This window comes from Streptomyces sedi (genome assembly GCF_006335015.1).
GTDB lineage: Bacteria > Actinomycetota > Actinomycetes > Streptomycetales > Streptomycetaceae > Streptomyces > Streptomyces sedi.
In genome coordinates, this window is record NZ_VDGT01000006.1 from 163,057 (window position 1) to 189,024 (window position 25,968).

Genomic DNA, 25,968 nt, shown 5'->3' on the forward strand with positions numbered 1-25,968 from the left:
CGCTCCCCCTTTCGGCAGGCGAGACTTGTGGCCACAGGGCGAGCGAGCGAGAGGGTCGACGAGGACATGAAACGGGAACAGGCGCGGGGCGGCCTGCTGGCTGCGGCCCAGGGGCTGCTGCTGACGTTGCTGTCGATCGGCGTGTCGCTGACGTTGTTCATCCTCTTCGTGGTGTCCCTGGCGCTGATTCCGCTCGGCCTGGGGCTGCTGGCCATCCCCTGGCTGGTGGTGGCGATCCGGGCCCACGCCAACCTGCGGCGCGCGTACGCCAGCCGCTGGTACGGGATCGACATCCCGGTGGCGTACCGGCAGCTGCCGCACGATCCGCGCGGTGGGCTCGCCGGCCAGGTGGACCGTGCGATCCAGCTGTTGAAGGACTCGGCGACGTGGCGGGACGTGCTGTGGCTGCTGCCGGACGCGGTGGTCGGCTTCCTGCTGGCGGTGTTGCCGTTCGGGCTGCTGTCCTACGGGCTGTGGGGCATCGTGCTGGCGTCGGGGGTGTGGGTCCCGATCGTGGACGCGATCGGCACCTACTGGTGGGCGTTCGTGCCGGTGAGCGGCTTTCTGTCGTCGCTGGTCGCGGGGGCCTGCGGGCTGGCGTTCCTGCTGGGCGGGCTGCGGTACAACACGCGTCTGGTCGAGGTGCACTTCCACTTCACCCGGGTGCTGATCGGTGCGCCGGAGAAGCAGTTGCTGGCGCAGCGGGTCGCGCGGCTCCAGGAGACCCGGCACGACGCGGTGGACGACTCGGCGGCCGAGCTGCGGCGCATCGAACGGGACCTGCACGACGGGGCGCAGGCCAGGCTGGTCGCGATGGGCATGAGTCTGGGCGCGGTCGAGGCGCTGATCGAGAAGGACCCGGACCAGGCGAAGCAGCTGCTGGCGCAGGCGCGGGCGAACTCGGCCGAGGCGTTGACGGAGCTGCGGGACCTGGTGCGGGGTATCCATCCGCCGGTGCTGGCCGAGCGGGGCCTGGGCGACGCGGCGCGGGCGTTGGCGCTGCGGATGCAGGTGCCGGTCGAGGTCGACGTGGAGCTGCCAGGCCGGCTGGAGGAGCCGGTGGAGGCGGCGGCGTACTTCGCGGTCAGTGAGGTGTTGACCAACGCGGCCAAGCATTCGGGGGCGGAACGCATCTGGCTGGACATCTACTACAACCGCAAGGACCGCAGCCTGCGGATCGCGATCACCGACAACGGCAGGGGCGGCGCGTCGTTGGAGGGCGGCAGCGGGCTGCGCGGGCTGGAGCGGCGGCTGGGCGCGTTCGACGGGGTGCTGGCCGTGAGCAGCCCGGAGGGCGGGCCGACGCTGGTCACCATCGAGATCCCGTGCAACCTGACGCGGTTGGGGCAGGTCGGGGCGGAGTAACGGCGGGGGTCCGACGGGCCGGGCGCGCGTGGGGAGGGCGGTTTCCGGCCGAATTCCCCGGCGGGCCCGGCCCGTTGGCGTCGCGCCGCGGGGCTCGGCCTCCCGCGGAGCGCCGCCGCCGGGCGGCGCCTGGCCGTTACGATCGTGGCGCCCGCCGTACGGGCGGGTGCGGGCGACGCTTCGAGGAGGCGGCGTGGTGGAGCAGCGGCCGGGTGGGGCGTTCGGTCCCGAGCCCCTGGGCGCGGAGGACCCGACGTCCGTGGGTCCCTACCGGCTGCTGGGGCGGCTGGGCGCGGGCGGTATGGGCCGGGTCTACCTGGGGCGTTCGGCCGGTGGCCGGATGGCCGCGGTGAAGGTGGTGCGCGGGGACCTGGCGTCGGAGCCGGAGTTCAGGCGGCGGTTCCGGGCCGAGGTGGAGGCTTCACGGCGCGTCGGCGGGCTGTGGACGGCGCCGGTCCTGGACTGCGACACCGAGTCGGCCGTGCCGTGGGTGGCGACCGGCTATGTGGCGGGCCCGCCGCTGGGGAACGTGGTGGAGCGGCTGCACGGGCCGCTGCCCGAGACGTCGGTGTGGGCGTTGGCGTTCGGTCTGGCGCTGGCGTTGCGGGACATCCACGGCCACGGGCTGGTGCACCGCGATCTGAAGCCGTCGAACGTGATGGTGACGTTGGAGGGCCCGAAGGTCATCGACTTCGGTATCGCCCGCGCGGTGGACGCCGGGCTCGGGGGCAGCAGTGTGGTGACGCGCACCGGTGCGATGGTGGGGTCGCCCGGCTACATGCCGCCGGAGCAGATCAGGAGCGAGCGGCTGACCGGCGCGGCGGACGTGTTCGCGCTGGGCGCGGTGCTGGCGTACGCGGCGACCGGGCGGCACGCGTTCGGCTGGGACGGGGCGCCGACCCACACGGTGCTCTACCGGGTGATGCACGAGGAGCCGCACCTGGGCCCCGAGGACGGGCCGTTGCGGGGCGAGTTGCGGGCGCTGGTGGAGCGCTGTCTACGGCGGGACGCGGCGGAGCGGCCGTCGTTGGACGAGATCGAGGCGGTGGGGAGCGCGCGTTCCGGCGAGGGCTTCTGGTTGCCCGCGTCGTTGACGGCGCGGCTGGGGCAGGACGCGGCGGCGCTGCTGGAGATCGAGACTCCGGTGGCGGCGGCCGGGGCGACGCCACCGCCGCCGGCCCATCCGCCGACGCCTACGCCGCTACCGCCCGGCGGCGCCGCGCCCGACGCGCCGACGGCCCTCCCGCGCGGGCGGCGGCGCGGCGCGGTGCTCGCCGGGGTGGCCGCCGCGGTGGTGCTGGCGGTGGCCGTTCCGGTGACGCTGCTGGCCACCTCGGGCGACGACGACGGGGGCGGCGGCGAGGCCCGTGGCGCGGAGAACGGGAGCGGCTCGGGCACGGCCGACGAGGACGGCGGGGGGAACGCGGGCAGCGCCGGGAACGAGGACGACGGCGGGGGCGCGGGCGGCGCGGGTGCCGACGACGGGGCGCCGCTGGCCGAGCTGCTGCCGGACGCGGTACGGGAGGCCGGCGTGCTCACGGTGTGGGTGGCCGAGAGCCACCAGCCGGTGCTCTACACGGACAACGGGCGGCCCTCCGGCTTCGAGGTGGACCTGGCCGAGGAGCTCGGCGAACGGCTGGGCGTGGCCGTCACGTTCGAGCAGGCCGAGGACGGCGAGGCGGCGGCGGAGTCCGCGGTGCGGGAGAGCGCGACGTATCCCGGCCAGCTCGCGATGTCCGCCTACGTGGACCGGCCGGACAACCGTGAACGGCTGGGCGTGGACTTCGTCAACCACTTCGCCGACGGCCCCGGGGTCCTCACCGACGAGCGGCGGATGCTGTCGGGCGCGCCCGAGGAGTGGTGCGGACGGTCGTTGACCACCTGGGACGACGAGGACAACCTCGCCACGGTGCGGGACCTCACCGCCGGCTGCGACGAGGAGCCGCGGGTGATCGGCCTCACGGAGCTGACCGCCATGGCGGAGGCGGTCGACGCCGGCGAGGCGGACGCCGCGGTGCTGCTGTACTCGCAGGCGGCGTCGTTCGGCAACGCCCACGGCGAGTACGGGCTGGACACCGGCCTCGACCCGCGCCACCAGGGGTTCCGCGGTATCGCCGTCCCCGCGGGGCAGGACCGGTTGCGCGACGCGGTCGCCGCGGCCCTGGAGTCGCTGTTCGAGGACGGGACGTACGCCAGCATCCTCGACCACCGCGGCATCCAGGCCGCCGCGCTCGACGAGCCCTCGGTGAACGGCGGCGGCGGTTGACCGGACCAGGCGGCGAGCTGCCCCCGAGCCACGGCGTCGCTCCCGTGCCCACGCGTCTTCCCGTCGACGCGCCGTTGGTGAGCCGCCTGGTCGCCGCGCAGTTCCCCCGCTGGGCCGGGCTCCCGGTCCGGCCGGTGGCCGAGGAGGGGTGGGACAACCGGACGTTCCGGCTGGGGAGCCGGCTGTCGGTGCGGCTGCCGAGCGCGGCGCCCTACGCGGAGGCGATCGACAAGGAACAGCGGTGGCTGCCGGTCCTGGCGCCGCGGCTGCCGCTGCCCGTTCCGGTGCCGCTGGCCAGGGGCGTCCCGGGTGAGGGGTATCCCCACCCGTGGTCGGTCCACCCGTGGCTCGACGGTGCGCCCGCGCGCCGGGAGAACATCGCGGATCTCACGGAGTTCGGGACGTCTCTCGCGCGGTTCCTCGTCGCCCTGCGCGCGGTGGACCCGGCGGGCGGGCCGGCGCCCGGGCAGCACAACTGGTTCCGCGGCGGGCCGTTGACGACCTACGACGGGCAGGTCCGCGAGGCTCTCGGAACGCTGGCCCGGCAGGTCCCGGTGGAGCGCGCGTGGGAGGTCTGGCGGTCGGCGCTGCGCGCGCCGTGGGACGGGCGTCCCGTGTGGTTCCACGGCGATGTCGCGCCGGGGAACCTGCTGGTGGCGAACGGTGTCCTCGCCGCCGTCATCGACTTCGGCACCTGCGGTGTCGGCGATCCCGCCTGCGATCTGGCCATCGCCTGGACGCTGCTGACGCCCGGCAGCCGGCGGGCGTTCCGTGACCGGATGGGCGTGGATCCGGCGGCCTGGGAGCGGGGGCGCGGGTGGGCGCTGTGGAAGGCGTTGACGACCTGTGCCAGGGCGCTGCCGGCCGGCGGGGCCGAGCTCGCGGAGGGCAGGCGGGTCGTCGGCCGGATCCTCGGTGAGCGGGCGAGCGGCGCGCGGTAGCCGCAGGAGCCCGGGGCGCGGGTGGGCTTCGCACCGTGGACGACAGGCGCCGTGTCCCCCGCGTTCGCCTCGCCATCATCGCGCGGGCATGACAACTGCCCTACGCTGACGCCGTGTCGCACGCGTCTCCCGGCGCGTGACACGTCGTAACTTCCCCTCCCCACAGTGAAGGTGGCGCGGATGACCAGGTCCAGGGACCGGAAGACGCACGGCAGGCGCGGGTTCGGCGGCGTGGTGGCCGTCGGTGGCGCCTGTGTGCTGGTGATGGCCGGCAGCGGGGTGCGGGCGGCCGAGCCGGGTGCGGCGGCCGACGCGGGGTACGCGGCCAGCACCTCGGTCGGCGTGCACAACGCCTACCTCCAGAGCGCGTTCCCCTATCTCGCCGACGCCCTGGACTCCGGGGCGGGAATGCTCGAACTGGACGTCTGGACCAACTTCTTCGGCTCCGGTTGGCGGGTCGGGCACGACAGCCCGTTCACCAACCAGAACAACTGCGTCGGCGCGACCAGCCCGGACGGGCTGCGCTCCGGGGAACGGGACCAGGGGCTCGCGGCCTGCCTGACCGACCTGCGGACGTGGCACGACGCGAACCCGGGCCACCGGCCGATCCAGTTGAAGTTCGAGCTGAAGGACGGCTTCGCCGACAACCTGGGGCGCGGCCCCGCCGCGTTCGACGCGCTGGTGGAGGAGACCCTGGGCGACGCGGTGTACCGGCCGGGCGAACTGGCCGCGGGCCACGCGTCGTTGGACGAGGCCGTCGCGGCGGACGGCTGGCCGGGCAGGGACGAGCTGGCGGGGAGGTTTCTCATCCATCTGATACCGGGGACCGTCGAGCAGGGCAATCCGTTCGACGAGCTGTGGACCGACGAGGAGTACGGCCGGCACCTGCGGGACCTGTCGGCCTCCGGCGAGCTGGACCGGGCGGTCGCCTTCCCCGCGGTGCTGGGTGCCGAGGCCGGGGATCCGAGGGTGGGGCGCTACGAGGAGTCGCTGCGGCCCTGGTTCGTGGTCTTCGACGGGAGCGCCCCGACCTACCTGGAGTCGGTGGACACCGGCTGGTACAACGAGCGCGGCTATCTGCTGGTGATGACCGACGCGCACAACGTGGCCCCGCCGATCTCGGCGACCGACCCGACCGAGGAGGAGGCCCTGGCGCGTGTGAACGAGCTGGCGGCCGGCGGCGCGACGGTGGCCAGTTCCGACTGGACGGGGCTGCCGTCGGTGCTGTCCACGGTCGTTCCGCACTGATCCGGGCCCGCTCCCGGCTCGGTGCCCGCCGGCTCCCGGCTCCGTCCCGGCCCCGCCCGCGTCTCCCGGACCTGGCGGGGCACGGGTGGGGCCGGGACGGCATAGGCTAGGGGCGCCCCGGGCGCGGCGGAGCGTGACGCCCCGGGTTGGGCCCCGCCGACCGGGTCGGGGGAACGTTCAGCACAGGGGCGGTCCGAAGACGTCGCAGGAGGTCTTCGAGACGCCTGGAGACGGAGAGTTCCGTGCGGGTTGTTGTCGCCGAAGACCTGTTTCTGCTCAGGGACGGTCTGGTCCGCCTGCTGGAGGCGCACGGCTTCGAGCTGGCCGCCGCCGTGGACAACGGTCCCGAACTCACGCGGGCGCTCGCCGAGTTGAAGCCGGATGTGGCGGTGGTGGACGTGCGGCTGCCGCCGTCGTTCACGGACGAGGGGTTGCAGTGCGCGCTCCAGGCGCGCGCCGAGCAGCCGGGGCTGCCGGTGCTGGTGCTCTCCCAGCACGTGGAGCAGCTGTACGCGCGGGAGCTGCTGGCGGACGGGAACGGCGGCGTCGGCTATCTGCTGAAGGACCGGGTGTTCGACGCGGACCAGTTCATCGACGCCGTGCGGCGGGTGGCCAGCGGCGGCACGGCGATGGACCCGCAGGTGATCCAGCAGCTGCTGGCGCAGCGCAGCAGCCAGGGCTCTCCGCTGGAGAAGCTGACCCCGCGCGAGATCGAGGTGATCGAGCTGATGGCGCAGGGGCGTTCCAACGCGGCGATCGCGGAGCGGCTGGTGGTGACCGAGCGCGCGGTGGCCAAGCACACCTCCAACATCTTCGCGAAGCTGGGGCTTCCGCCGTCCGACGACGACAACCGTCGGGTGCTCGCGGTCCTCGCCTATCTGGAACGCTGACCGCCGGAGGGGCGTTGGCGGCGGAGCAGCCCTGACCGCCGGAGCAGCCCTGACTGCCGGAGCAGCGCTGACCGCCGGAGCACCGCTGGCGGCCGGAGGGGCGTGTGCGCCGGCGCGCGTTCCCCGTTCCGCGCGGGGCGCATGAGGCGTGCGCCGGGGAAGCGCGGCGCTCCGTAACCGTCGGGTCGACGGCTCGTTCTGCGGTTGTGCCATCCAGTGACATCTCCCCCAGCGACACCCGGCGGCCCGCTCCCCCGCTGGCCATCGACCAGGCCGAGGCGGCGCTGGTCGAGCACTATCCCCGGCTGGTCAGGCTCGGGTACCTGATCCTGCCCGCCTCCCTGGGGCGCCACCGGCGCGTGCTCGACGCGCACGCCCTGGCGCAACGCGCGCTGCCGCGCGGCCGTTCGGCTGAGGAGGCGCCGCCGGTGCTGCCGGCGCAGCGCGGCGGCTCCGCCGCCCCTCCCCCGGCGACCGACGCGGGGTACGCGCTGCTGCGGCTGCGGGTGGTGCGCGCCGCGTTGGCGGCGGGGCGGCCGGCGCGGTGGGCGGGGCGCGAGATGGGGTGGCTGCCGAAGCCGCCTCCCGCGCTGCCTCGGGTGTGGGGGCTGCGGCTCTTCCCCAAGGCGGGCGAGCCGGACGAGGTGGCCCTCGACCAGCGGCTCGGGGTGCTCTCGCCGGCGGCGCGCGCGGCGTACGCGCTGCGCAGGATCGACGGGTTGAGTCCGGCCGAGATCCGGCTGCTGCTGGCCGGTGCCGGGGAGCGAGAGCAGCGGATCGAGTCGGCGATGGCGGCGGCCGACTCGGTGGAGAGCGAGGCGCCGCTGATCGACCCGTGCGCGCTCCAGGCGCGCCCCACCGACCTGTTGCGCCGACGGCGGCGCGGCCGGGCGGCGCTGCTCGGCGCGGTGGCGGTGGCGCTGGTGGCGGGGGGTCTGACGGTGCTGCCCGCCGGTTGGGGCGCGGACGGCGCCGCGGCGCCGCCGTACAGCGAGAACGCGGCGGCGCGGGCGGCGCTGGCCCCGGAGGGGCTGCGCCAGGCGTCGGCCGACGCCTGGCGGCACGGGTCGCGCACGGACTTCTCGGTGTGGCCGGCGCGCGGTTCGGCGCTGGACGACACCGGCCTGCTGCGGCGGGCGTTGGCGGTGTGGGCCAGGCCGGGGGACGACGTGAAGGTGTCGGCGACGCCCGGCACCCAGTCGGGGCCGCCACCCGGGCCGGCGCAGCTGCTCTTCGCGGGCGAGGTCGGCGGGGTGTCGGTGGTGCTGCTGCACGACGGGCTGCGGCTGGTGCGCTATGCGGAGCCGACGGGTGCCAGGGACGGCGAGGTGGCGCTGGATCTGGCGCGGACCGACGGCGCGGGGTTGGCGGACTCCTCGGCGGTGGTGGTGCAGCGCGGCGACGGCGACACGCGGTACCTGACGGCGCCCTGGGTGACGGAGGCCGCGGCGGCGGACCTGCTCCAGCCGAGGACGGCCGCGGCCGAGCTGCCGGTGGACGAGGACGGGGTGACGGGCCCGGTGCACACGCCGGCGGAGGAAGACGCGTGCACGGAGGTGTCGGCGCTCCAGCTGACGGCGGACGGCGCCGAGGGACCGCTGCTGCTGGCGGATCTGGGCGAGTTGACGCCGGCGCGGCTGACGCACGGCGCGCCGGGGGTGGCGGGCGACGGCGGGTCGTTGAGCACGACGCGGGAGGCGTGGGCGCCGTTGGCGTGCCATCTGCCGTCGATCGGCGGTGGCGGGGTGCGCGCGGTGAACGCGTGGGAGTTCGCCGAGCAGTCGCTGCCGGGTGACGGCGGCACGGCGCGGTGGGTGTGCGGGCGGGCGGAGACCTGGCGTGGGACGGGCGTGCGGGCGTGGACACACTTCCTCGACCCGTCGCGCGGGGAGGAGGAGCCGGCGGTGGTGACGGCGTCGGCGCAGGACACGGCGTCGTGCGGGGAGCGGCTTCCGGGCGTGGTGAGCGGGGTGTTGTGGCGTGCGCCGGACGCCGGCTGGTATCTGCTGGCGGCCGGCAGCGAGGAGGTCGAGGGGATCGCGGCCGGGGGCGGGGTCACCGGCAGGGGCGAGGGGCGGACGTTGGCGCTGCCGGCCGAGGAGGGGGCGCAGGCGCGGCTGACGGCGACGTTGAAGGACGGGGGCGAGCTGGCGATGCTGGGCGACTGAGGCGGGGCGGCGGTCCGGATCGCCGGGCCGCTTCGCAAACTCTTTCGCAAGTACTTGCGGGCTGCTACGTTGCCCGCGGAGCCCCGACCGGGCGGAGGGCCTTCACGGCCTCACGCGCCCGCCCGGTCGGGGCCGTTCGCTGCCCTGGAAAGCCGTCCGGGCACCGGGGGTTGACGGGGCCTCACGTCCGGTGATGCGCTCAACTACCAACGGATTCAAACGCGTTGGCTAGGCAGGAACGCGATCCTCCGTTACCTTCTGGGGCGTTTCCCCGGTCCTGTCCGGCTCTCGTCCCCGCTTCTCCGGTGTGGGACCACGGGAAGCGCTAGCGATTCTGTGTGACTCTGTCGCCTCGGTCGCCTCCGTTCACGAAGGAGTCGAGCACGGGAAGCCCTCGGGAGACCCCCGGGGTCCGGGCTCGGCCGCTCCCCCCGTCCGCATCCCACACAGGAGTTCACCCATGCCCCTGTCTGTGACCAGAGCCGCCAGACGGCTCGTGGGAGCGCTGCTCGCGCTTCTGCTGCCCGTCTCGTTGGCGGTCGCGCTGGCGCCCTCGGCGTCCGGCGCGCCCGTCTGGGAGCCCAAGGACCCCCCGCTGACCACCCCGTGGACCGACCAGGTCGGCCCGGACAACGCGCTGCCGGAGTACCCGCGCCCGCAGCTGACCCGCCCGGACTGGCTGAACCTCAACGGCGTCTGGGAGTTCACCGGGGCCGAGGACCTCGACGCCCCGCCCGTCGGCGAGACGCTCGACGAGGCGGTGCTGGTGCCCTACCCGATCGAGTCGGCGCTCTCCGGCGTCCAGCGCCACGAGGACACCATGTTCTACCGGCGCGACTTCACCGTCCCCGAGGAGTGGGCGGGCGACCGGGTCAAGCTGAACTTCGGCGCCGTCACCTGGGAGGCCAGGGTCTGGGTCAACGGCACGGAGGTCGGCCGGCACACCGGCGGCTTCGACCCGTTCTCCTTCGACGTCACCGACGCGCTGGTGCCGGGCGGGAACGAGATCGTGGTGGGCGCCCACTCGCCCGTGGACGCCGGCGACTTCCCGATCGGCAAGCAGCGACTGGAGCCGGACGGCATCTTCTACACCGCCAACTCCGGCATCTGGCAGACCGTGTGGCTGGAGCCGGTGCGGGCCGCGCACATCACCCACCTGGACACCACGCCCGACGTGCCGGGCGGCGCGCTGGACCTGGTGGTGCGGGCGGAGGGCGCCGAGGGGCACGGGGTGCGGGCCGAGGTGCTCGACGGGCAGACGGTGGTGGGCAGCGCCACCGGCGAGGTCGGCGGCACGCTGTCGGTGCCGGTGCCCGACGCGCGGCTGTGGTCGCCCGACGACCCGTTCCTCTACGACCTGCGGGTCACGCTCACCGGGCCGGACGGGCAGGCGTCCGGGGACAGCGTCGGCGGCTACTTCGGGATGCGCTCGCTGGGCATGGCCGAGGTCGGCGGGGTGATGCGCCCGCTGCTCAACGGGGAGTTCGTCTTCCAGCTCGGCACCCTCGACCAGGGCTACTGGCCGGACGGGCTGTACACGGCGCCCACGGACGAGGCGCTGGCCTGGGACCTGGAGCGGCAGAAGGAGCTGGGCTTCAACATGGTCCGCAAGCACATCAAGGTGGAGCCGGCGCGCTGGTTCTACCACGCGGACCGGCTGGGCCTGATGGTCTGGCAGGACATGCCCTCGCCCGACACCGTCGACGAGCCGAGCGCCGAGGGCAAGGCCCACTACGAGGCCGAGCTGGACCGGATGGTCGAGAACCTGCGGGGCATCACCTCCATCGTGCAGTGGGTCCCGTTCAACGAGGGCTGGGGCGAGTACGACGCGGGGCGGATCGTGGAACGGGTGCGGGAGCTGGACGACACCCGGCCGATCAACCACAACTCGGGCTCCAACTGCTGCCTGTCGGACCCCGATCCGGGCAACGGCGACGTGATCGACGACCACGCGTACCAGATGTCGCCCGGCACCCGGCCGCCGGACGGGAACCGGATCGCGGTGCTCGGCGAGTACGGGGGCCTGGGCCGGGCCGTCGAGGGCCACGAGTGGGAGCCGGGCGCCGGCTTCGCCTACGGCGAGCTGTACCCGGACGAGGCGTCGTTGACCACCCGCTACGTCACCCTCACCGAGGAGGTCGCGCGGTTCGTCCACTCAAGGGGCCTGTCGGGTTCGGTCTACACCGAGCCCTACGACCTGGAGAACGAGGTCAACGGCCTGTGGACGTATGACCGCCAGGTGCTGAAGGTCGACGCCGAGCGGGTGCGCGCGGTCAACGAGAGCGTGCTGGCGCAGGCCGCCGGCACCGAGGTGCGCACCGGCGAGCCGGTCTCGCTGCGGGTCACGACGGACGGCTTCGACGACCGCTTCCTGCGGCACGCGGACGGGGTGGCGCGCACCGACGCGATCGACGAGGACTCCCCCGACGAGGACCGGCGGGACGCGGTCTTCCTCGGCCGGCCCGGGCTCGCCGACGAGGAGTGCGTCTCGTTCGAGGCGAGCGGCAGGCCGGGCCACTATCTGCGCCACGACGGCGAGGGGCGGGTGCTGCTGGGCGAGGAGTCGGAGGGCGACCTGGCCGGTGCCGCCACGTTCTGCGCCACGGCGGGGCTCGGGGGCGGCGGCGGATCGCTGGAGTCCTTCGACGAACCCGGCTCGTTCCTACGCCACTTCGCGGAGGGCGTCCATCTGGCGCGGGAGGGCGGCGACCGGCCGTGGGACACCCCCGAGTCCTTCGCCGCCGACGCCACCTGGGCCGTCACCCTCCCGCTGTGGCGCAGCGGCGCCGAGCTGCCCGTGGACGAGCGGATCACGCTCGGCGTCACCACGGACGGCTACACCGACCGGGTGCTGCGGCACAGCGAGTCGCTGGCCAGGACCGACGTGATCGGCGCCGGCAGCGGGTCGCCCGACCGGGAGGACGCCACGTTCGTGGTGCGCCGCGGCCTGGCCGACTCGTCCTGCTACTCGCTGGAGGCGGCGAACGAGCCGGGCAGCTATCTGCGCCACTCCTCGTTCCGGGTGCGGCTGGACGCCGACGACGGCAGCGAGCTGTTCGACCGGGACGCCACCTTCTGCGCCCAGCCGGGCGCGGAGGGCGGCAGCGTGCGGCTCGCCTCGGTCAACGAACTCGACGCCAACGTCAGGCACTACGCCGAGGAGGTGTGGGCCGCGGTCGACGGCGGCCCGCACGCCTACGACCGGCCCGAGTCCTACGCGGCGGACGTGAGCTGGCGGGTGCTGCCGGCGCTGGCCCCGTAGGAACGCGCGGAAGCGCACGGGCGGCGCCGCCGGTTCAGCCGACGGTGCCGTCCGGGCGGCGGCGCAGGGCGCGCCCCGGCAGGGCGCCGGTGGGGCGGCCGTCGTCGATCACCGGGACGCCGCCGACCAGCGTGAACGGGATGCCGCTCGGCGGCAGCCTGGGCTCGTCGAAGGTGGCGTTGTCGGCGACCGTGTCCGGGTCGAAGAGCACCAGGTCGGCGCGGTAGCCGACCCGCACCAGGCCCCGGTCGGCCAGCCCAAGCCGCCGCGCCGGGGTGCCGGCCAGGTGCGCCACGCACTCGGCCAGCCCCAGCACCCCCAACTCCCGCACATAGCGCCCCAGATAGCGCGGGAAGGTGCCGTGGCCGCGCGGGTGCGGCCGGGCCGTCGCCAGCAGCCCGTCGCTGCCGCCGGTGTGCGCCGGGTGCCGCATCAGCGCGCGGACGTTCTCCTCGTTGCCGACCAGCTGGAGGATGGCGGTGGAGAGCGCGTCGCCGAGCAGCAGCGCGACACACACCTCGAACGGCTCCCGGCCGCCCCGGGCCGCCAGCTCGGCGACGGTGGCGCCGAGCGCGGAGCGGTCGCGGGAGCCGGCGATCCGGATCGTCTCCCACTCCACGGGCACCCCGTGGCAGCCGTCGGAGCCGACCACCTCCAGGTCGTGGCGCATCCGGGCCAGGGCCGCCGGGTCGCGCAGCCGCGCCAGCGTCGCTTCGGGACCGCCCTCGGCCGCCCAGCTGGGCAGCAGCGCGGCCAGCGTCGTGGAGCCCGGCAGATAGGGGTAGCTGTCCAGCGTCAGGTCGACGCCGTCCCGCTCGGCCGCGGCCAGCAGCGCCAGCAGCTCGCCCGCGCGCCCGGCGTTGACGGAGAAGTTGAGGGTGGCGTGCGCCAGGTGCAGCGGGCAGCCCGAGCGGCGCGCCACGTCGACCATCTCGGCGTAGGCGTCCAACGCGCCCGCGCCGTAGGAGCGGTGGTGCGGGGCGAAGAACCCGCCGTGCGCGGCGACGACCCGGCAGAGCGCGACCAGCTCGTCCGTCGGCGCGTACATCCCGGGCGCGTAGGTCAGCCCGGCCGACAGGCCCACGGCGCCCTGCCGCAGCCCCTCGGCGAGCAGGGCGCGTTGGGCGTCCAGCTCGGCTTCGGTCGCGGGTCTGGCCGCCCAGCCCATGGCCATCATCCGCACCGAGCCGTGCGGCACGAGATAGCAGGCGTTGACCGCGACGCCCCGGTCCAGCCGGTCCAGATAGCCGGCCACGTCGCGCCAGTCGAAGTCGAGGCCGGGCGGGTCGCCGTTCCAGCCGGCGACGGCCTGCCGCACCTGCGGCAGCGTGGTGTCGTCGACCGGCGCGTAGGACAGGCCGTCCTGCCCCAGCACCTCGCAGGTCACGCCCTGCGCGACCTTGGCGGTGTGCGCCGGCTCCGTGAGCAGGGACAGGTCCGAGTGGGCGTGCATGTCGACGAAGCCGGGGGCGAGCGCCAACCCGTCGGCGTCCAGCACCCTCCGGCCGGTCAGCCCCGCGCCGCCGACCGCCGTGATCCGGCCGCCGTCCACGGCGACGTCGGCCCGTTCCGGCGTCCGGCCGCTGCCGTCCACCACCAGCGCGCCCCTGATCAGCAGCTCCGCCATCGTCCGCTCCTCTGCTCGGGCCGCCCCGCCGTTCCACCGGCGGGTCCGCGTGGTCTACCCTGCCGCCGGCACCCACCCCTGCGGAAGGCGACGCGATGTCCGAGACCCCCGAGCAGCACCCCGCGACCGGCACGGCGAAGACGGCGGTGCGCACCGAGGACGCGCCGGCGCCGGCGTGGAACTTCTCGCAGGGCCTGCGGAAGGGCCCGCTGCTCCAGGTCTCGGGCCAGGGCCCGCAGGACCCGGCGACCGGTGCCTACGTGCACGAGGGCGACGTCCACGCCCAGACCGCGCGCACCTTGGAGAACGTGCGCGCGGTCCTCGCGGCGGGCGGCGCGGGCGTGGAGGACGTGCTGATGTTCCGCGTCTACCTCACCCGCCGGGAGGACTTCGCCGCGATGAACGAGGCGTACGGCGCCTTCGTCCGCGCGCACTGCCCCAGCGGGGTGCTGCCCTGCCGCACCACCGTCTTCGTCGAACTCCCGCGCCCCGAGATGCTGGTGGAGATCGACGCGCTGGCCGCCGTCTGAGCGCGGCGACGCACTGACGGGGCGTCAGCCGGGCGCCGCCGCCGTCGAGCCGCGCACCACCAGCTCGGGTTGGAAGACGAACTCGGTGTGCCGCACCGGGTTCCCCTGGACCTCCTCCAGCAGGGCGTGGACGGCGGCGCTGGCCATGGCGGCGACGGGCTGGCGCACCGTGGTCAGCGGCGGGTCGGTGAACGCGATCAGCTGCGAGTCGTCGAAGCCGATCACCGACACGTCGCCCGGCACGGTCAGCCCGCGCTGCCGCACCGCGCGGACCGCGCCCAGCGCCATCATGTCGCTGCCGCAGACCAGCCCGGTGCAGCCGGCGTCCAGCAGCGCGGCGGTGGCGGCCTGCCCGCCCTCCACGCTGAAGAGGGTGTGGCGCACCACGCCCTCCACCGGCCGCGCGCCGTCCTCGGCGACGGCCGCCTCGAACCCGCTGACCTTGCGCCGCACCGGGACGAACCGGTCGGGGCCGACGGCCAGACCGATCCTGCGGTGCCCCAGCTGGCGCAGGTGCGCCACCGCCATCCGGCTGGCCGCCGCGTCGTCGGGCGAGACGAACGGGGCGCCGATCCGCTCGTTGAAGCCGTTGATCAGCACGAACGGCACGCCCCTGCCCGCCAGCCTGGTGTAGCGGGCGGGGTCGGCCGAGGTGTCGGCGTGCAGCCCCGACATGAAGACGATGCCGGTGACGCCGCGCTCCACGAGCTGCTCCACCAGCTCGTCCTCGGTGGCGCCGCCCGGCGTCTGGGTGCACAGCACGGGCGTGTAGCCGTAGCCGGCCAGCGCCTGCTCGATGACCTGGGCGAACGCGGGGAAGATCGGGTTGGTCAACTCCGGGATGACCAGCCCGACCAGCCCCGCGCTGCGTTGCCGCAGCCGCACCGGACGCTCGTAGCCAAGGATGTCCAGCGCGGCCAGCACCCGCTGCCTGGTGGCCGCCGCCACGCCTGACTTGCCGTTGAGCACCCGGCTGACGGTGGCCTCGCTGACGCGGGCCTGCTGCGCGATGTCGGCGAGCCTGGCCGGCTGGGGAAGGGCGGGTCCCCGCTGGCTCACTCCCGCCACCAGGCGGTGGTGTCCGCCGGCAGCGGCCCTTCCGCCCGGCAGGGCCCGCTCGCGAGCAGCAGCCGCGCGCCGGCGCACGCGCCGGGCAACGCGACCGGCGCCTCGGTGGTGTTGGCCACCACGAGGACCGCGCGGCCCTCGGCGTCGGTGCGGCGGAACGCCAGCACGCCCTCCTCCGCCGGCAGCCACTCCACGCCGTCGCCCGCGCCCAGCGCCGGCTGCTCCCGGCGCGTCGCGAGCGCCGCGCGGTACAGCTCCAGCGTGGAGTCGGGGTCACCGCTCTGCGCGGCGACGGACAGCTCGCCCCAGCCGGCCGGCTGCGGCAGCCAGCCGGCCGCGCCGCCGAAGCCGAACGACTCGCCTTCCCTGGTCCACGGCATCGGCACCCGGCAGCCGTCGCGCAGCCCGTCCTGCCCCTCCTGCCCGTCGCCGCCGCTGCCGCGCCGGAAGAACGCCGGGTCCTGGCGCACCTCGTCCGGCAGGTCGGTGACCTCCGGGAGGCCCAGCTCCTCGCCCTGGTAGACGTAGGCGGAGCCGGGCAGGCCCAGCATCAGCAGCGTCGCCGCCCGCGCCCGCGCCAGGCCGCCGCCGAGCCGGGTGCGGTGGCGGACCACGTCGTGGTTGGAGAGCACCCAGGTCGTCGGCGCGCCGACCGGGCGCATCGAGTCGAGCGAGGAGTCGATGACCCGCCGCAGCTCGGCGGCGTTCCACCGGGTGTTGAGGTAGTGGAAGTTGAACGCCTGGTGCAGCTCGTCGGGGCGCACGTACAGCGCGGTCCTGCTCTCGTGCGGCGTCCACGCCTCGGCCACGCCGATCCGGTGGCCCGGGTACTCGTCGAGGATCTGCCGCCAGGCGCGGTAGATCTCGTGGACCCCGTCCTGGTCGAAGAACGGCAGCACCTGGGTGCCGAGCATCCGCAGCTGGCCGGCGTGGCCCATGTCGGGCAGCCCGGCGGCCTTCACCAGGCCGTGGGCCACGTCGATGCGGAAGCCGTCCACGCCCATGTCGAGCCAGAACCGCAGCACGGAGCGGAACTCGTCCCGCACGGCCCGGTTCTCCCAGTTGAAGTCGGGCTGCTCGGGCGCGAAGAGGTGCAGGTACCACTCGCCGTCCGGCTCCGGCAGCCGCGTCCAGGCGGGGCCGCCGAAGATGGACTCCCAGTCGTTGGGCGGCAGTTCGCCGTCCGAGCCGCGTCCGGGGCGGAAGTGGTAGCGGTCCCGCAGCGGTGAGCCGGGGCCCTCGCGCAGCGCGCGGCGGAACCACTCGTGGCGGTCCGACGAGTGGTTGGGCACGAGGTCGACGATGACGCGCAGGCCCAGGTCGTGGGCGTCGCGGATCAGCGCGTCGGCGTCGTGCAGGTCGCCGAACATGGGGTCGATGGCCCGGTAGTCGGCGACGTCGTAGCCGGCGTCGGCCTGGGGTGAGGCGTAGAACGGGCTGAGCCAGACGGCGTCGACGCCGAGCTGCGCCAGATAGGGCAGCCGGGCCCTGACGCCGGCCAGGTCGCCCATGCCGTCGCCGTTTCCGTCGGCGAAGGAACGCGGGTACACCTGGTAGATCACGGCGTCCCGCCACCACTCCGGCGGGCGGGGCGCCTCCGAGGGCGCGGCTTCGGGGCGGGGGGCGCCGGCTTCGCTGGTCGGCCGGGTGCGGTCAGCGAGGTGCTGGGTCATGACATCCCTGGTTTCGGACGGGAGACGGGAGAGGGGCGGCGTGGGGGGCTGGGCTTGGTCGGTCCCGTTGCTTTCAGGACTTGGTGGCGCCGGCGGTCAGTCCGGACTGGAGATGTCGTTGGGCGTAGCCGAAGACCAGCGTCGCCGGCACGGCGATCAGAACGGCGGCGGCGGTCATCAGGTGCCAGTCCTGGGTGTGCTGGTTGACGAAGGTCTGGAGGCCGCCGGCGAGGGTGAGGTTGTCCTCGCCGGTCATGAAGGCGGTCGCGTAGGCCACCTCGGCCCAGGCCGTGACGAAGGTGTAGAAGCCGGTGACGGCCAGCCCGGGCTTGGCCAGCGGCATGATGAGCCGCCAGAAGGTGCCGAACGGGTTGAGCCCGTCGACCCGGCCCGACTCGTCGATGGAGACGGGGATGGTGTCGAAGAAGCCCTTCATCATCCAGGCGCAGAACGGCACCGCGATGGTGAGGTAGGTGACGATCAGCGCGACCGGCTGGTTGAGCAGGCCGTAGCGCGACATCAGGTTGTACAGCGGCACGATCAGCACCGCCATGGGGAACATCTGGGTGATCAGCAGCGTCCACATCAGCGGGCGCATCCCGGGGAACCGGAAGCGGCTGAGGGCGTAGCCGGTCGTCGAGGAGATCAGCACGCCGATCACGGTGGTGACCAGCACGATCAGCACGGAGTTCCCGAACCAGGTCAGGAACGCGGTGTCGTTGACGACGTGGTCGTAGTTGTCGAGCGTGAAGTCGGCGACCAGCGAGAGCGAGAAGGTCTCGCTCTTCGGCTTGAACGAGGTCACCAGCAGCCACAGCGGCGGGAGGAGCGCGATGAACGCCGCCGCGAGCAGCGTGAGGTGGAGCCCGAACGAGGCCAGCGGTCCGCGCTCGCCGCGCCGCCGCACCCGCCGGCGGGGGGACGGCGCGCCGGGGCGCGTGGGGCCGGGGACCGGCAGCGGCTCGGTCCCGTCGACGCGGGTGGTTCCGGTCGCCATGGTCACCACACCTCTCCCTGTCGGCGCAGCGCCCTGCGGTAGGCGATGGCGAACAGCACGAGCAGCAGCAGGATCAGCACGCCCCAGGTCGCCGAGCCGGCGAAGTCGCGGGGGCTGTTGACGAAGGCCAGCCGGAACGCCTCGGTGACCAGGATGTCGGTGGAGCCGGCCGGGCCTCCCCTGGTGAGCAGGAAGATCACCGGGAACATGTTGAACGTCCAGATGGTGGAGAGCAGCACCACCGTCATGCTGACCGAACGCACCCCGGGCAGCGTGATGTTGACGAAGCGCTGCCAGGCGTTGGCACCGTCCATCTCGGCCGCCTCGTACTGCTCGGCGGGGATGGACTGGAGCGCGCCCAGCATGGCGATCAGCATGAAGGGGACGCCGAGCCAGACGTTGACCGCGATCACGGAGACCTTGGCCCAGGTCGGGTCGGAGAGCCAGGCGATCCCCTCGACGCCGCCGGAGTCGAGGACGCCGTTGAGGATGCCGTTGCGCTCGTTGAAGAGCATCCGCCAGGCGAAGATCGACACGAAGGCCGGGATGGCCCAGGGCAGGATCAGTGCCATCCGGTAGAGGGTGCGGCCCCGGAAGACGCGGTTGAGCATGTTGGCCAGGCCGAGGCCGACGAGGAACGTGATGCCGACGCAGGCCACCGTCCACAGCACGGTCCAGCCGAGCCGGTCCCAGAAGACGTCGTCGGTGAGGACGTCGCGGTAGTTCTCCAGGCCGACGAAGTCGTAGGTGGCCTCGATGGTGTTGACGCCGATGGTGCGCTCGACGTTGGCCTCGTCGGCGTCGGTCAGCGACAGGTAGACGCCGCGGACCAGGGGGTAGCCGATGATCACGGTGATGACCGCGACGACGGGCGTGATCATCGCCCAGGCGTACCAGTAGTCGGCGAGCCGCTGCCGCAGCGAGCGGCCTGTGCGGCGGGGGCCCGGCCGCCCGTCCCCGGCGTCGGCCGGGGTCGGGGGCGCGGTGGCGGTCCCGCCGCCGGGGGTGGTGTCGACGGGGTGAGTCGCGTCGGCCATGTCTCGTGCCCTCCGTCCCGTGGGGCCCGTGCTCACTGCCAGTCTTCGAGCAGGTCGCGGTAGGCGTCGCCGGTGTCCCGCGCGGCCTGCTCCGGGGAGGCGGAGCCGGTGAGCATGGCCTCGACGGAGGTGCGCAGCGGGTCGAAGAGCGACTGCGCCTGGGGGATCCAGGGGCGCTCGTGGGCGACGTCCACGGCGGGCTTGAAGAACCGCACCATCTCGTCGCCCTCGACCGTCGGCTCCGCGTAGACGGACTCGCGGGTGGGCAGGAGGCTCAGCTCCTCGGTGACGCGGGTCTGGGTCTCGGCGGAGCTCATGTGCCTGACGAACTCGTAGGAGGCGTCGAGGTCGGGGCTGCCGGCGTAGACGCCGTAGTTCCAGCCGCCGAGCGGGGAGCCCTGCCGGGCGTCGCCGCCGGGGACGGGGGCCACGCCCAGGTCGTCGCCGAGGGCGGCCTGCGCGTCGGCGATGGCCCAGGGGCCGTTGATCATCATGGCGAGGGAGCCGTCGGCGAAGCCCGACATCATGTTCTCCCAGCCGTCGCTGGTGTCGGTGATCGCGACCCCGGACTCGACCAGGTCGTTCATCTGCTCGAAGGCGGCCACGCCGGCCTCGTCGTCGATGGTGACCCGCTGGTCCTCGGCGTCCACCAGGTCGCCGCCCTCGCCGTAGAGGAACGGCAGGAACCAGTAGGGGTCGTCGCCGCGCACGTAGAGCGGGGTGGTGCCGATCTCCTCGAAGGCGTCGGCGTCCTCGCGGATCTGGTCGAGGGTCTCGGGCACCTCGACGCCGGCCTCCTCCAGCAGCGCCTTGTTGTAGAAGAGCGCGAGGGTGTCGGTGACCTGCGGGACGGCGTAGGTCTGGCCGTCGTACTGGGTGCTCGCCCAGGGCTCGGCCAGGAAGTCCTCCTGGTCCTGGAGGGCGGGGGTGTCGTCCAGCGGGGCGAGGTAGGAGAGGCTTGCGAAGTCCGCGACCCAGGCGACCTCGGTGCGCATCACGTCGGGGGCCTCGTTGGCGCCGGCGGCGTTCTTGAAGCGGTTCTGCGCGTCGTCGAAGCCGACGTTGACGTACTCGACGGTGACGCCCGGGTGCAGGTCCTCGAACTCCTTGGCGACGGCCTCGAAGACCGCGGCCTCGGTCTCGTTGGAGGTGTCCCAGTAGGTGACGGTCCCGGACAGCTCGCCGTCCGCCCCGCCGCCGTTCCCGCCGTCGTCCCCGCCGCAAGCTGTTGCCGCAACAGCCAGTGCTGCCAGCACGGCCGTGGTCCCTATGCTGCGCCGCATGTGAACTCCTTCAACCGTTCGCCCGATATGGGGCGGTATGACCACCCTATGCGCCGCGCCACTGCGGCGCCGGGCCGAGCAGGAACGTAACAGTGGCGCCAGACTTTGGAAAGACCTTGCCGCAACTTTCTGCAAAAGTGCGCTGGACAAGTCTTTTCCCACCACGGAGCGCACATGCGACCGCCGGGCGGTCGAAACCGATCCGGAACGCTTCGCGCTGTTTCCGTCCGGAACCGCGGGGGTCGCCAGGGGCGCGAATAGGCGCTGTCAGCGGTGGGCGGTAGGGTCGCGAACTGTGACCGCGCGGCTAGCCGACATCGCAGCCCAGGCGGGGGTCAGTGAGGCGACCGTCAGCCGGGTGTTGAACGGCAAGCCGGGTGTCGCCTCGGCCACCCGCGAGTCCGTCCTTGCCGCCCTCGACCTGCTCGGGTACGAACGCCCCGCCCGGCTGGCCAAGCGCAGCGCCGGCCTCGTCGGGTTGATCACCCCCGAGCTGGAGAACCCGATCTTCCCCGCCTTCGCGCAGGTCATCTGCCAGGCACTGACCCGTCAGGGCTACACCCCGGTGCTGGCCACCCAGACCCCGGGCGGCTCCACCGAGGACGAGCTGACGGGGATGCTGGTGGAGCGCGGCGTCTCCGGGATCATCTTCGTCTCCGGGCTGCACGCCGACACCTCGGCCGACATGGAGCGCTACGACCGGCTCCGCGCCAGCGGCGTCCCCTTCGTGCTGATCAACGGCTACGCGCCGAGCGTGCGCGCCCCCTTCGTGTCGCCGGACGACCGGGCGGCGATGCGGCTGGCGGTGACCCATCTGGCCTCCCTCGGCCACCGGCAGATCGGGTTGGCGCTGGGGCCGACCCGATTCGTTCCGGTCCAGCGGAAGATGACCGGATTCGTCGAGGGGATGACCGCCGAGTTGGGGCTGGCCGCCGAGCGGGCCGAGGAGTTGATCGAGCACTCGCTCTTCACCCTGGAGGGCGGGCAGGCCGCGGCCTCCGCCCTGCTGGACCGGGGGTGCACGGCGGTCATCTGCGCCAGCGACATGATGGCCCTGGGCGCGATCCGCGCGGCCCGCCAGCGCGGGCTGGCCGTTCCCACCGACTGCTCCGTGATCGGCTTCGACGACTCGCCGCTGATCGCGTTCACCGACCCGCCGTTGACCACCATCCGGCAGCCGGTGCCGGCGATGGGGCAGGCCGCCGTGCGGGCGCTGCTGGAGGAGCTGGGCGGCACGCCGGCGCCTCCCAGCGAGTTCGTCTTCCTTCCCGAGCTGGTGGTGCGCGGCTCCACGGCCGCCGCGCCCGCCCGCGGCTGAGCGCCCGCGCACGCCCCCTCACGCCCTCCCCCTCCGGGCTCTCCCGGAGGCGTTCCCCGGGGGCGCCATCCCCCGGACGACGGAGGCGCACCGGGCCGAAGACCAGACCGGAGGATGATCGGGCGGACGCCATCGCTCTGGCAGACTAGTGGCCCATGGGGGCAACCAGCGTCAGTCCGAGTGAGGAACGAGTGGAAGCGGCCGTGTCCGTGACCGACCGACAAGACACGACCACGCCCGCCCCCCGCAGACCCCTGGCGGGACTGCGTCTCCCGAGCCGCCCGCGGCTCTGGTTCGAGCTGCTGCTGATCGCCGTCAGCTACGCGGTCTACTCCGCGATCCGCAACGCCGCGCCCGCCCGCGTCGAGGACGCGCAGCGGCACGCCCGTTGGATCTGGGACTTCCAGGACCAGATGGGCCTGGCCTTCGAGCGCTCGGTCAACCACGGCGTCGAGGGCGTGACCTGGCTGGTCGTGTCGATGAACTACTACTACGCGACGCTGCACTTCGTGGTCACCATCGGCGTGCTGGTCTGGCTCTTCCGCAGCCACCCCGGGCGGTACGGGCCGACGAGGCTGGTGCTCTTCGTCACCACCGGCGTCGCCCTCATCGGCTACTACTTCTTCCCGCTGGCGCCGCCGAGGCTGATGGAGGGCATGGACTTCATCGACACGGCCCGCGTCCACCACACCTGGGGCTCGCTCTCCACCGAGGACAGCGCGATGGCCTCGGTCTCCAACCAGTACGCGGCGATGCCGTCCATGCACATCGGCTGGTCCCTGTGGTGCGGGCTGACCATAGCCGTGCTGGCCAAACCGCTGTGGGTCAAGATCCTCGGAGCCCTCTACCCGGCGGTCACCCTGCTGGTGATCGTGGCCACCGCCAACCACTTCTGGCTGGACGCGGTCGGCGGGATGATCTGCCTCGCCGTGGGCTTCCTGGTCGCCCACCTCTGGTACGGCAGGGTCTGCTACCGGCTGCCGCGGGACGTCGCCGGGCCCGGGAGCCCGTCGACGGCCACGGCCGTCCGGCTCGGCAAGGCGCGGCCCGCCGGCTCGACGCCCGCCGCCGCGCCGCCCACCGCCTCGGCGACGGCGGTCTCCGGCGGGTCCTCCACCGCCCCGGTGTCCAGGGCGTCCGCGGCGTCCACCGCCTCCACGGCGCCGCACGGCCCGCCGCCCAAGGCCGGGCCGCCCCCCGGTCAGCCCGGTCAGCCCTCGTAGAAGACGCGCTCCACCACGCCGCGCGCCCGCCGGGTCACCCGGCGGTAGTCGTCCAACATCATGCCGGCGGTGCCCGGTTCGTACCCCAGGTAGCGCGCCACGGCCGCCGTCTCCCTGGTGTCCGTGGGGAAGCTGTCCAACGGCCGGCCGCGCACCAGCATCACCGCGTTCCGCACCCGGGAGGCCAGCACCCACGCCTCGTCGAGCACCGCCGCGTCCTCCTCCGTCAGCAGCCCGGCCGCCCGCGCCGCCACCAGCGCCGGGCGGGTGCCGGTGGTGCGCAGCTCCGGCAGCTGGGCGCCGTGCCGCAGCTGGAGGAGCTGAACGGTCCACTCGATGTCCGAGAGGCCGCCCCGGCCCAGCTTGGTGTGGGTGGTCGGGTCGGCGCCGCGCGGCAGGCGCTCGGCCTCCATCCGGGCCTTGAGCTTGCGGATCTCCAGCACCGCCCGCTCGGGCAGCCCGTCCGCCGGGTAGCGCAGCGGGTCGATCAGCTCGACGAAGCGCCGCCCCAGCTCCTCGTCGCCGGCGACCGGCTCGGCGCGCAGCAGCGCCTGGCTCTCCCACACCAGCGACCAGCGCCGGTAGTACGCCGCGTAGCTGGCGAGCGAACGGACCAGCGGCCCGTTGCGCCCCTCCGGCCGCAGATCGGTGTCGACCAGCAGCGGCGGGTCGACGCTCGGTAGTTGGAGCAGCCGGATCATCTCGTTGGCCCAGGCCCTGGCCTGGTCGGCCGCGGCCGACTCGTCCGCGCCCGGCAGCGGCTCGTGGACCAGCAGCACGTCCGCGTCCGAGCCGTAGCTCAGCTCGCGTCCGCCGAAGCGCCCCATCGCGATCACCGCGAACCGGGTCAGCGGCTCCCCGCCCCCGGCGGCGCGGGCGGCCTCCAGCGCGCCGACGAGGGTGGCCGCGTTGATGTCGGTGAGCGCGCCGCCGACCAGGTCGAGGGCCGCGCCCTCGTCCGTGGTGGCGTCCGGGCTGTCCTCGGGGGCGTAGGCGCCGATGATGTCGGCCGCCGCCGTGCGGAACAGCTCGCGCCGGCGCACGCCCCGCGCCGCCGTCGCCGCGGCCTCCGGGCCGCCGGCGCGGCCGACGGCGGCGCGCGTCTCCTGGGTGAGGGCCGCCCGGCCGCGCGGGCGCAGCCCGACGGGGTCGCCCAGCAGCGCGACCGCCTCGGGGGCGCGCAGCAGCAGGTCGGGGGCGAGCCGGCCGGCGGAGAGCACCCGGGCGAGGTTCTCGGCCGCGGCGCCCTCGTCGCGCAGCAGCCGCAGGTACCAGGGGGTGGTGCCCAGCGCGTCGGAGACCTTGCGGAAGCCGAGGAGCCCCGCGTCGGGGTCGGCCGAGTCGGCGAACCTGTCCAGCAGCACCGGCAGCAGCGTGCGCTGGATGGCGGCCTTGCGGCTGACGCCGGAGGCCAGCGCGGTCAGATGGCGCAGCGCGGCGGCCGGGTCGGTGTAGCCCAGCGCCTCCAGGCGCTCCTTCGCCGCGCCCTCGCCCAGCCTGACCTGGCCGGCCTCCAGCCGGGCGACGGCGTCCAGCAGCGGGCGGTAGAAGAGCTTCTCGTGCAGCCGGCGCACCCCCGAGGTGTGGCGGCGCCAGGCCGCGTTCAGCTCGCGGACCGGGTCGACGGTGAAGCCGAGGGAGCGGCCGAGCCGGCGCAGCTCGGGCTCCTCCGTCGGCATCAGATGCGTGCGGCGCAGCCGGTGGAGCTGTATGCGGTGCTCGACGGTGCGCAGAAAGCGGTAGGAGCGGTCCAGCTCGGCGGCGTCGGCGCGGCCGACGTACCCGCCGTCGGCGAGCGCCGCCAGCGCGTCGAGCGTCGGCGCGCCCCGCAGCGCGGGGTCCGTTCTGCCGTGCACCAGCTGGAGGAGCTGGACGGCGAACTCGACGTCGCGCAGCCCGCCCGGGCCGAGCTTCAGCTCGCGGTCCAGCTGCGCGGCGGGGATGGAACGTTCGACGCGGCGGCGCATCCGCTGCACGTCGGGCACGAAGTTCTCCCGCTCGGCGGCCCGCCACACCAGGGGTGCGACGGCCGCCCGGTACTCCTCGCCGAGGCGGGCGTCGCCGGCGATCGGCCTGGCCTTCAGCAGCGCCTGGAACTCCCAGGTCTTGGCCCAGCGCTGGTAGTAGGCGAGATGGCTGCTCAGGGTGCGCACCAGCGGTCCGTTGCGGCCCTCGGGCCTGAGGTTGGCGTCGACGGGCCAGATGGTGCCCTCGGCTGTGCGCTCGGAGCAGATCCGCATCATGGCGGAGGCCAGCCGGGTCGCGGCGCGCAGCGCGGTCTCCTCGGGGACGCCCTCGACGGGCTCGGCGACGAAGATGACGTCGACGTCGGAGACGTAGTTCAGCTCGTGCCCGCCGCACTTCCCCATGCCGATGACGGCCAGCCGGCACTGGGCCGCGTCGCCTGGCGCCCCGGCCTCGGCGATCCGCAGGGCGGCGCGGAGCGTGGCGGTGGCGAGGTCGGCCAGCTCGGCCGCGGTCTGGGCGAGGTCGCTGCTGCCGGTGAGGTCGCGGGCGGCGATGGTGAGCAGCGCGCGGTGGTAGTGGACGCGCAGCGCGTCCCGGTCGTGGGCGTCGGCGAGCGCGGCCGTGAACTCCTCGGTACCGGGGTGGAGGTCGCTGGTGTCGAACGCGACGAGCGCCTGCCAGGTCGCGGGGTGGCGGACCAGTTCGTCGGCGAGGCCCTCGGAGGCGCCGAGCACGGCCAGCAGCCGGTCGCGCAGCGGCTTGGCGGCCAGCAGGGTGTCCAGGAGCCTGGCCCGCTCAGGCTCCGGCTGCGCCTCGACGAGCCGGCCCAGGGCGTGCAGCGCCTGGTCGGGGTCGGCGACGGCGCCGAGCGCGTCCAGCAGCGTCGGCTGCTGCGCGACGGGGCGCAGCTCCGGGGTGTCCAGCAGCGCGCCGGCGGCGGACGGGTCGGTGAACCCCCTGCGCAGCAGCTGCCCGAAACGGCTGTCCCGTCGCCCTCCCACCGACACCGTGGTCGTCCCCTCTCGGTCACTGACCTGGCGACCGGCCGCCGCGTCCGAGCGCGGCCGGTCCTGTAGGGGTAGAGCGTAACCATGCCCCGACGGG

Annotated in this window: 16 protein-coding genes and 2 pseudogenes; 11 read left to right on the forward strand and 7 right to left on the reverse strand. The window is 74.2% G+C overall.

The features are described from left to right. Positions 1–66: 66 nt before the first annotated feature. The 8 genes and pseudogenes from FH715_RS10525 to FH715_RS29525 all read left to right on the forward strand — a co-directional run. Complete coding sequence (locus FH715_RS10525; RefSeq protein WP_139643526.1) at positions 67–1,365, forward strand: sensor histidine kinase; 1,299 nt, start codon at positions 67–69, stop codon at positions 1,363–1,365. A 193-nt stretch (positions 1,366–1,558) separates the two neighbouring features. Next, positions 1,559–3,631 carry a serine/threonine-protein kinase gene (locus FH715_RS10530; RefSeq protein WP_139643529.1) on the forward strand — a complete coding sequence of 691 codons (2,073 nt, stop codon included), beginning with the start codon at positions 1,559–1,561 and terminating at the stop codon, positions 3,629–3,631. A 44-nt stretch (positions 3,632–3,675) separates the two neighbouring features. Continuing rightward, a complete protein-coding gene (locus FH715_RS10535; RefSeq protein WP_139643532.1) occupies positions 3,676–4,572 on the forward strand; it encodes an aminoglycoside phosphotransferase family protein in 897 nt (298 codons plus the stop codon). Between the two features lie 180 nt (positions 4,573–4,752). Then, a complete protein-coding gene (locus tag FH715_RS10540; protein ID WP_211367536.1) occupies positions 4,753–5,820 on the forward strand; it encodes a phosphatidylinositol-specific phospholipase C domain-containing protein in 1,068 nt (355 codons plus the stop codon). 242 nt (positions 5,821–6,062) lie between these two features. Then, complete coding sequence (locus FH715_RS10545) at positions 6,063–6,710, forward strand: response regulator transcription factor (RefSeq protein WP_139643535.1); 648 nt, start codon at positions 6,063–6,065, stop codon at positions 6,708–6,710. Positions 6,711–6,916: 206 nt separating this feature from the next. Continuing rightward, positions 6,917–8,878 carry a hypothetical protein gene (locus FH715_RS10550; RefSeq protein ID WP_139643537.1) on the forward strand — a complete coding sequence of 654 codons (1,962 nt, stop codon included), beginning with the start codon at positions 6,917–6,919 and terminating at the stop codon, positions 8,876–8,878. A gap of 460 nt (positions 8,879–9,338) precedes the next feature. Next, positions 9,339–11,660 (forward strand): annotated as a pseudogene (locus tag FH715_RS10555) (AbfB domain-containing protein); the annotation flags it as partial. 51 nt (positions 11,661–11,711) lie between these two features. Then, positions 11,712–12,140, forward strand: a pseudogene (locus FH715_RS29525) (AbfB domain-containing protein); the annotation flags it as partial. 34 nt (positions 12,141–12,174) lie between these two features. On the opposite strand, the gene FH715_RS10560 reads toward FH715_RS29525, so the two are convergent. Beyond that, entirely contained in the window at positions 12,175–13,767 is a 1,593-nt protein-coding gene (locus tag FH715_RS10560; protein WP_139643543.1) for an N-acyl-D-amino-acid deacylase family protein, read from the reverse strand. A 95-nt stretch (positions 13,768–13,862) separates the two neighbouring features. On the opposite strand from FH715_RS10560, the gene FH715_RS10565 reads away from it, so the two are divergent. Next, a complete protein-coding gene (locus tag FH715_RS10565; protein ID WP_139643546.1) occupies positions 13,863–14,297 on the forward strand; it encodes a RidA family protein in 435 nt (144 codons plus the stop codon). A gap of 24 nt (positions 14,298–14,321) precedes the next feature. Here the strand turns inward: FH715_RS10565 and FH715_RS10570 are convergent, their stop codons facing one another. The 5 genes from FH715_RS10570 to FH715_RS10590 all read right to left on the reverse strand — a co-directional run bounded on the left by FH715_RS10570 (position 14,322) and on the right by FH715_RS10590 (position 20,355). Continuing rightward, on the reverse strand, positions 14,322–15,356 hold the full coding sequence (locus tag FH715_RS10570) for a LacI family DNA-binding transcriptional regulator (protein ID WP_139643548.1): 1,035 nt from the start codon (positions 15,354–15,356) through the stop codon (positions 14,322–14,324). Further along, the gene (locus tag FH715_RS10575) at positions 15,353–17,038 is read right to left on the reverse strand and encodes a glycoside hydrolase family 13 protein (protein WP_139643551.1); all 1,686 of its coding nucleotides are present in this window, start codon (positions 17,036–17,038) and stop codon (positions 15,353–15,355) included. The genes FH715_RS10570 and FH715_RS10575 overlap by 4 nt, the downstream gene beginning before the upstream one ends. A 73-nt stretch (positions 17,039–17,111) precedes the next feature. Next, entirely contained in the window at positions 17,112–18,035 is a 924-nt protein-coding gene (locus tag FH715_RS10580) for a sugar ABC transporter permease (protein WP_139643554.1), read from the reverse strand. Between the two features lie 2 nt (positions 18,036–18,037). Beyond that, positions 18,038–18,916, reverse strand: coding sequence for a carbohydrate ABC transporter permease (locus FH715_RS10585; protein ID WP_246108684.1), 879 nt, complete (start codon positions 18,914–18,916; stop codon positions 18,038–18,040). Positions 18,917–19,104: 188 nt separating this feature from the next. Beyond that, the gene (locus FH715_RS10590; protein WP_139643558.1) at positions 19,105–20,355 is read right to left on the reverse strand and encodes an extracellular solute-binding protein; all 1,251 of its coding nucleotides are present in this window, start codon (positions 20,353–20,355) and stop codon (positions 19,105–19,107) included. 295 nt (positions 20,356–20,650) lie between these two features. On the opposite strand from FH715_RS10590, the gene FH715_RS10595 reads away from it, so the two are divergent. Together FH715_RS10595 and FH715_RS10600 are read left to right on the forward strand one after the other, a co-directional pair. Further along, the gene (locus FH715_RS10595) at positions 20,651–21,673 is read left to right on the forward strand and encodes a LacI family DNA-binding transcriptional regulator (RefSeq protein ID WP_139643561.1); all 1,023 of its coding nucleotides are present in this window, start codon (positions 20,651–20,653) and stop codon (positions 21,671–21,673) included. Positions 21,674–21,882: 209 nt separating this feature from the next. Then, positions 21,883–22,896 (forward strand): phosphatase PAP2 family protein, encoded by a 1,014-nt coding sequence (locus FH715_RS10600; protein WP_425472700.1) that lies wholly within the window; start codon positions 21,883–21,885, stop codon positions 22,894–22,896. Here the strand turns inward: FH715_RS10600 and FH715_RS10605 are convergent. Beyond that, positions 22,884–25,871 carry a bifunctional [glutamine synthetase] adenylyltransferase/[glutamine synthetase]-adenylyl-L-tyrosine phosphorylase gene (locus tag FH715_RS10605; protein ID WP_139643566.1) on the reverse strand — a complete coding sequence of 996 codons (2,988 nt, stop codon included), beginning with the start codon at positions 25,869–25,871 and terminating at the stop codon, positions 22,884–22,886. The genes FH715_RS10600 and FH715_RS10605 overlap by 13 nt on opposite strands. Between the last annotated feature and the right edge of the window lie 97 nt (positions 25,872–25,968).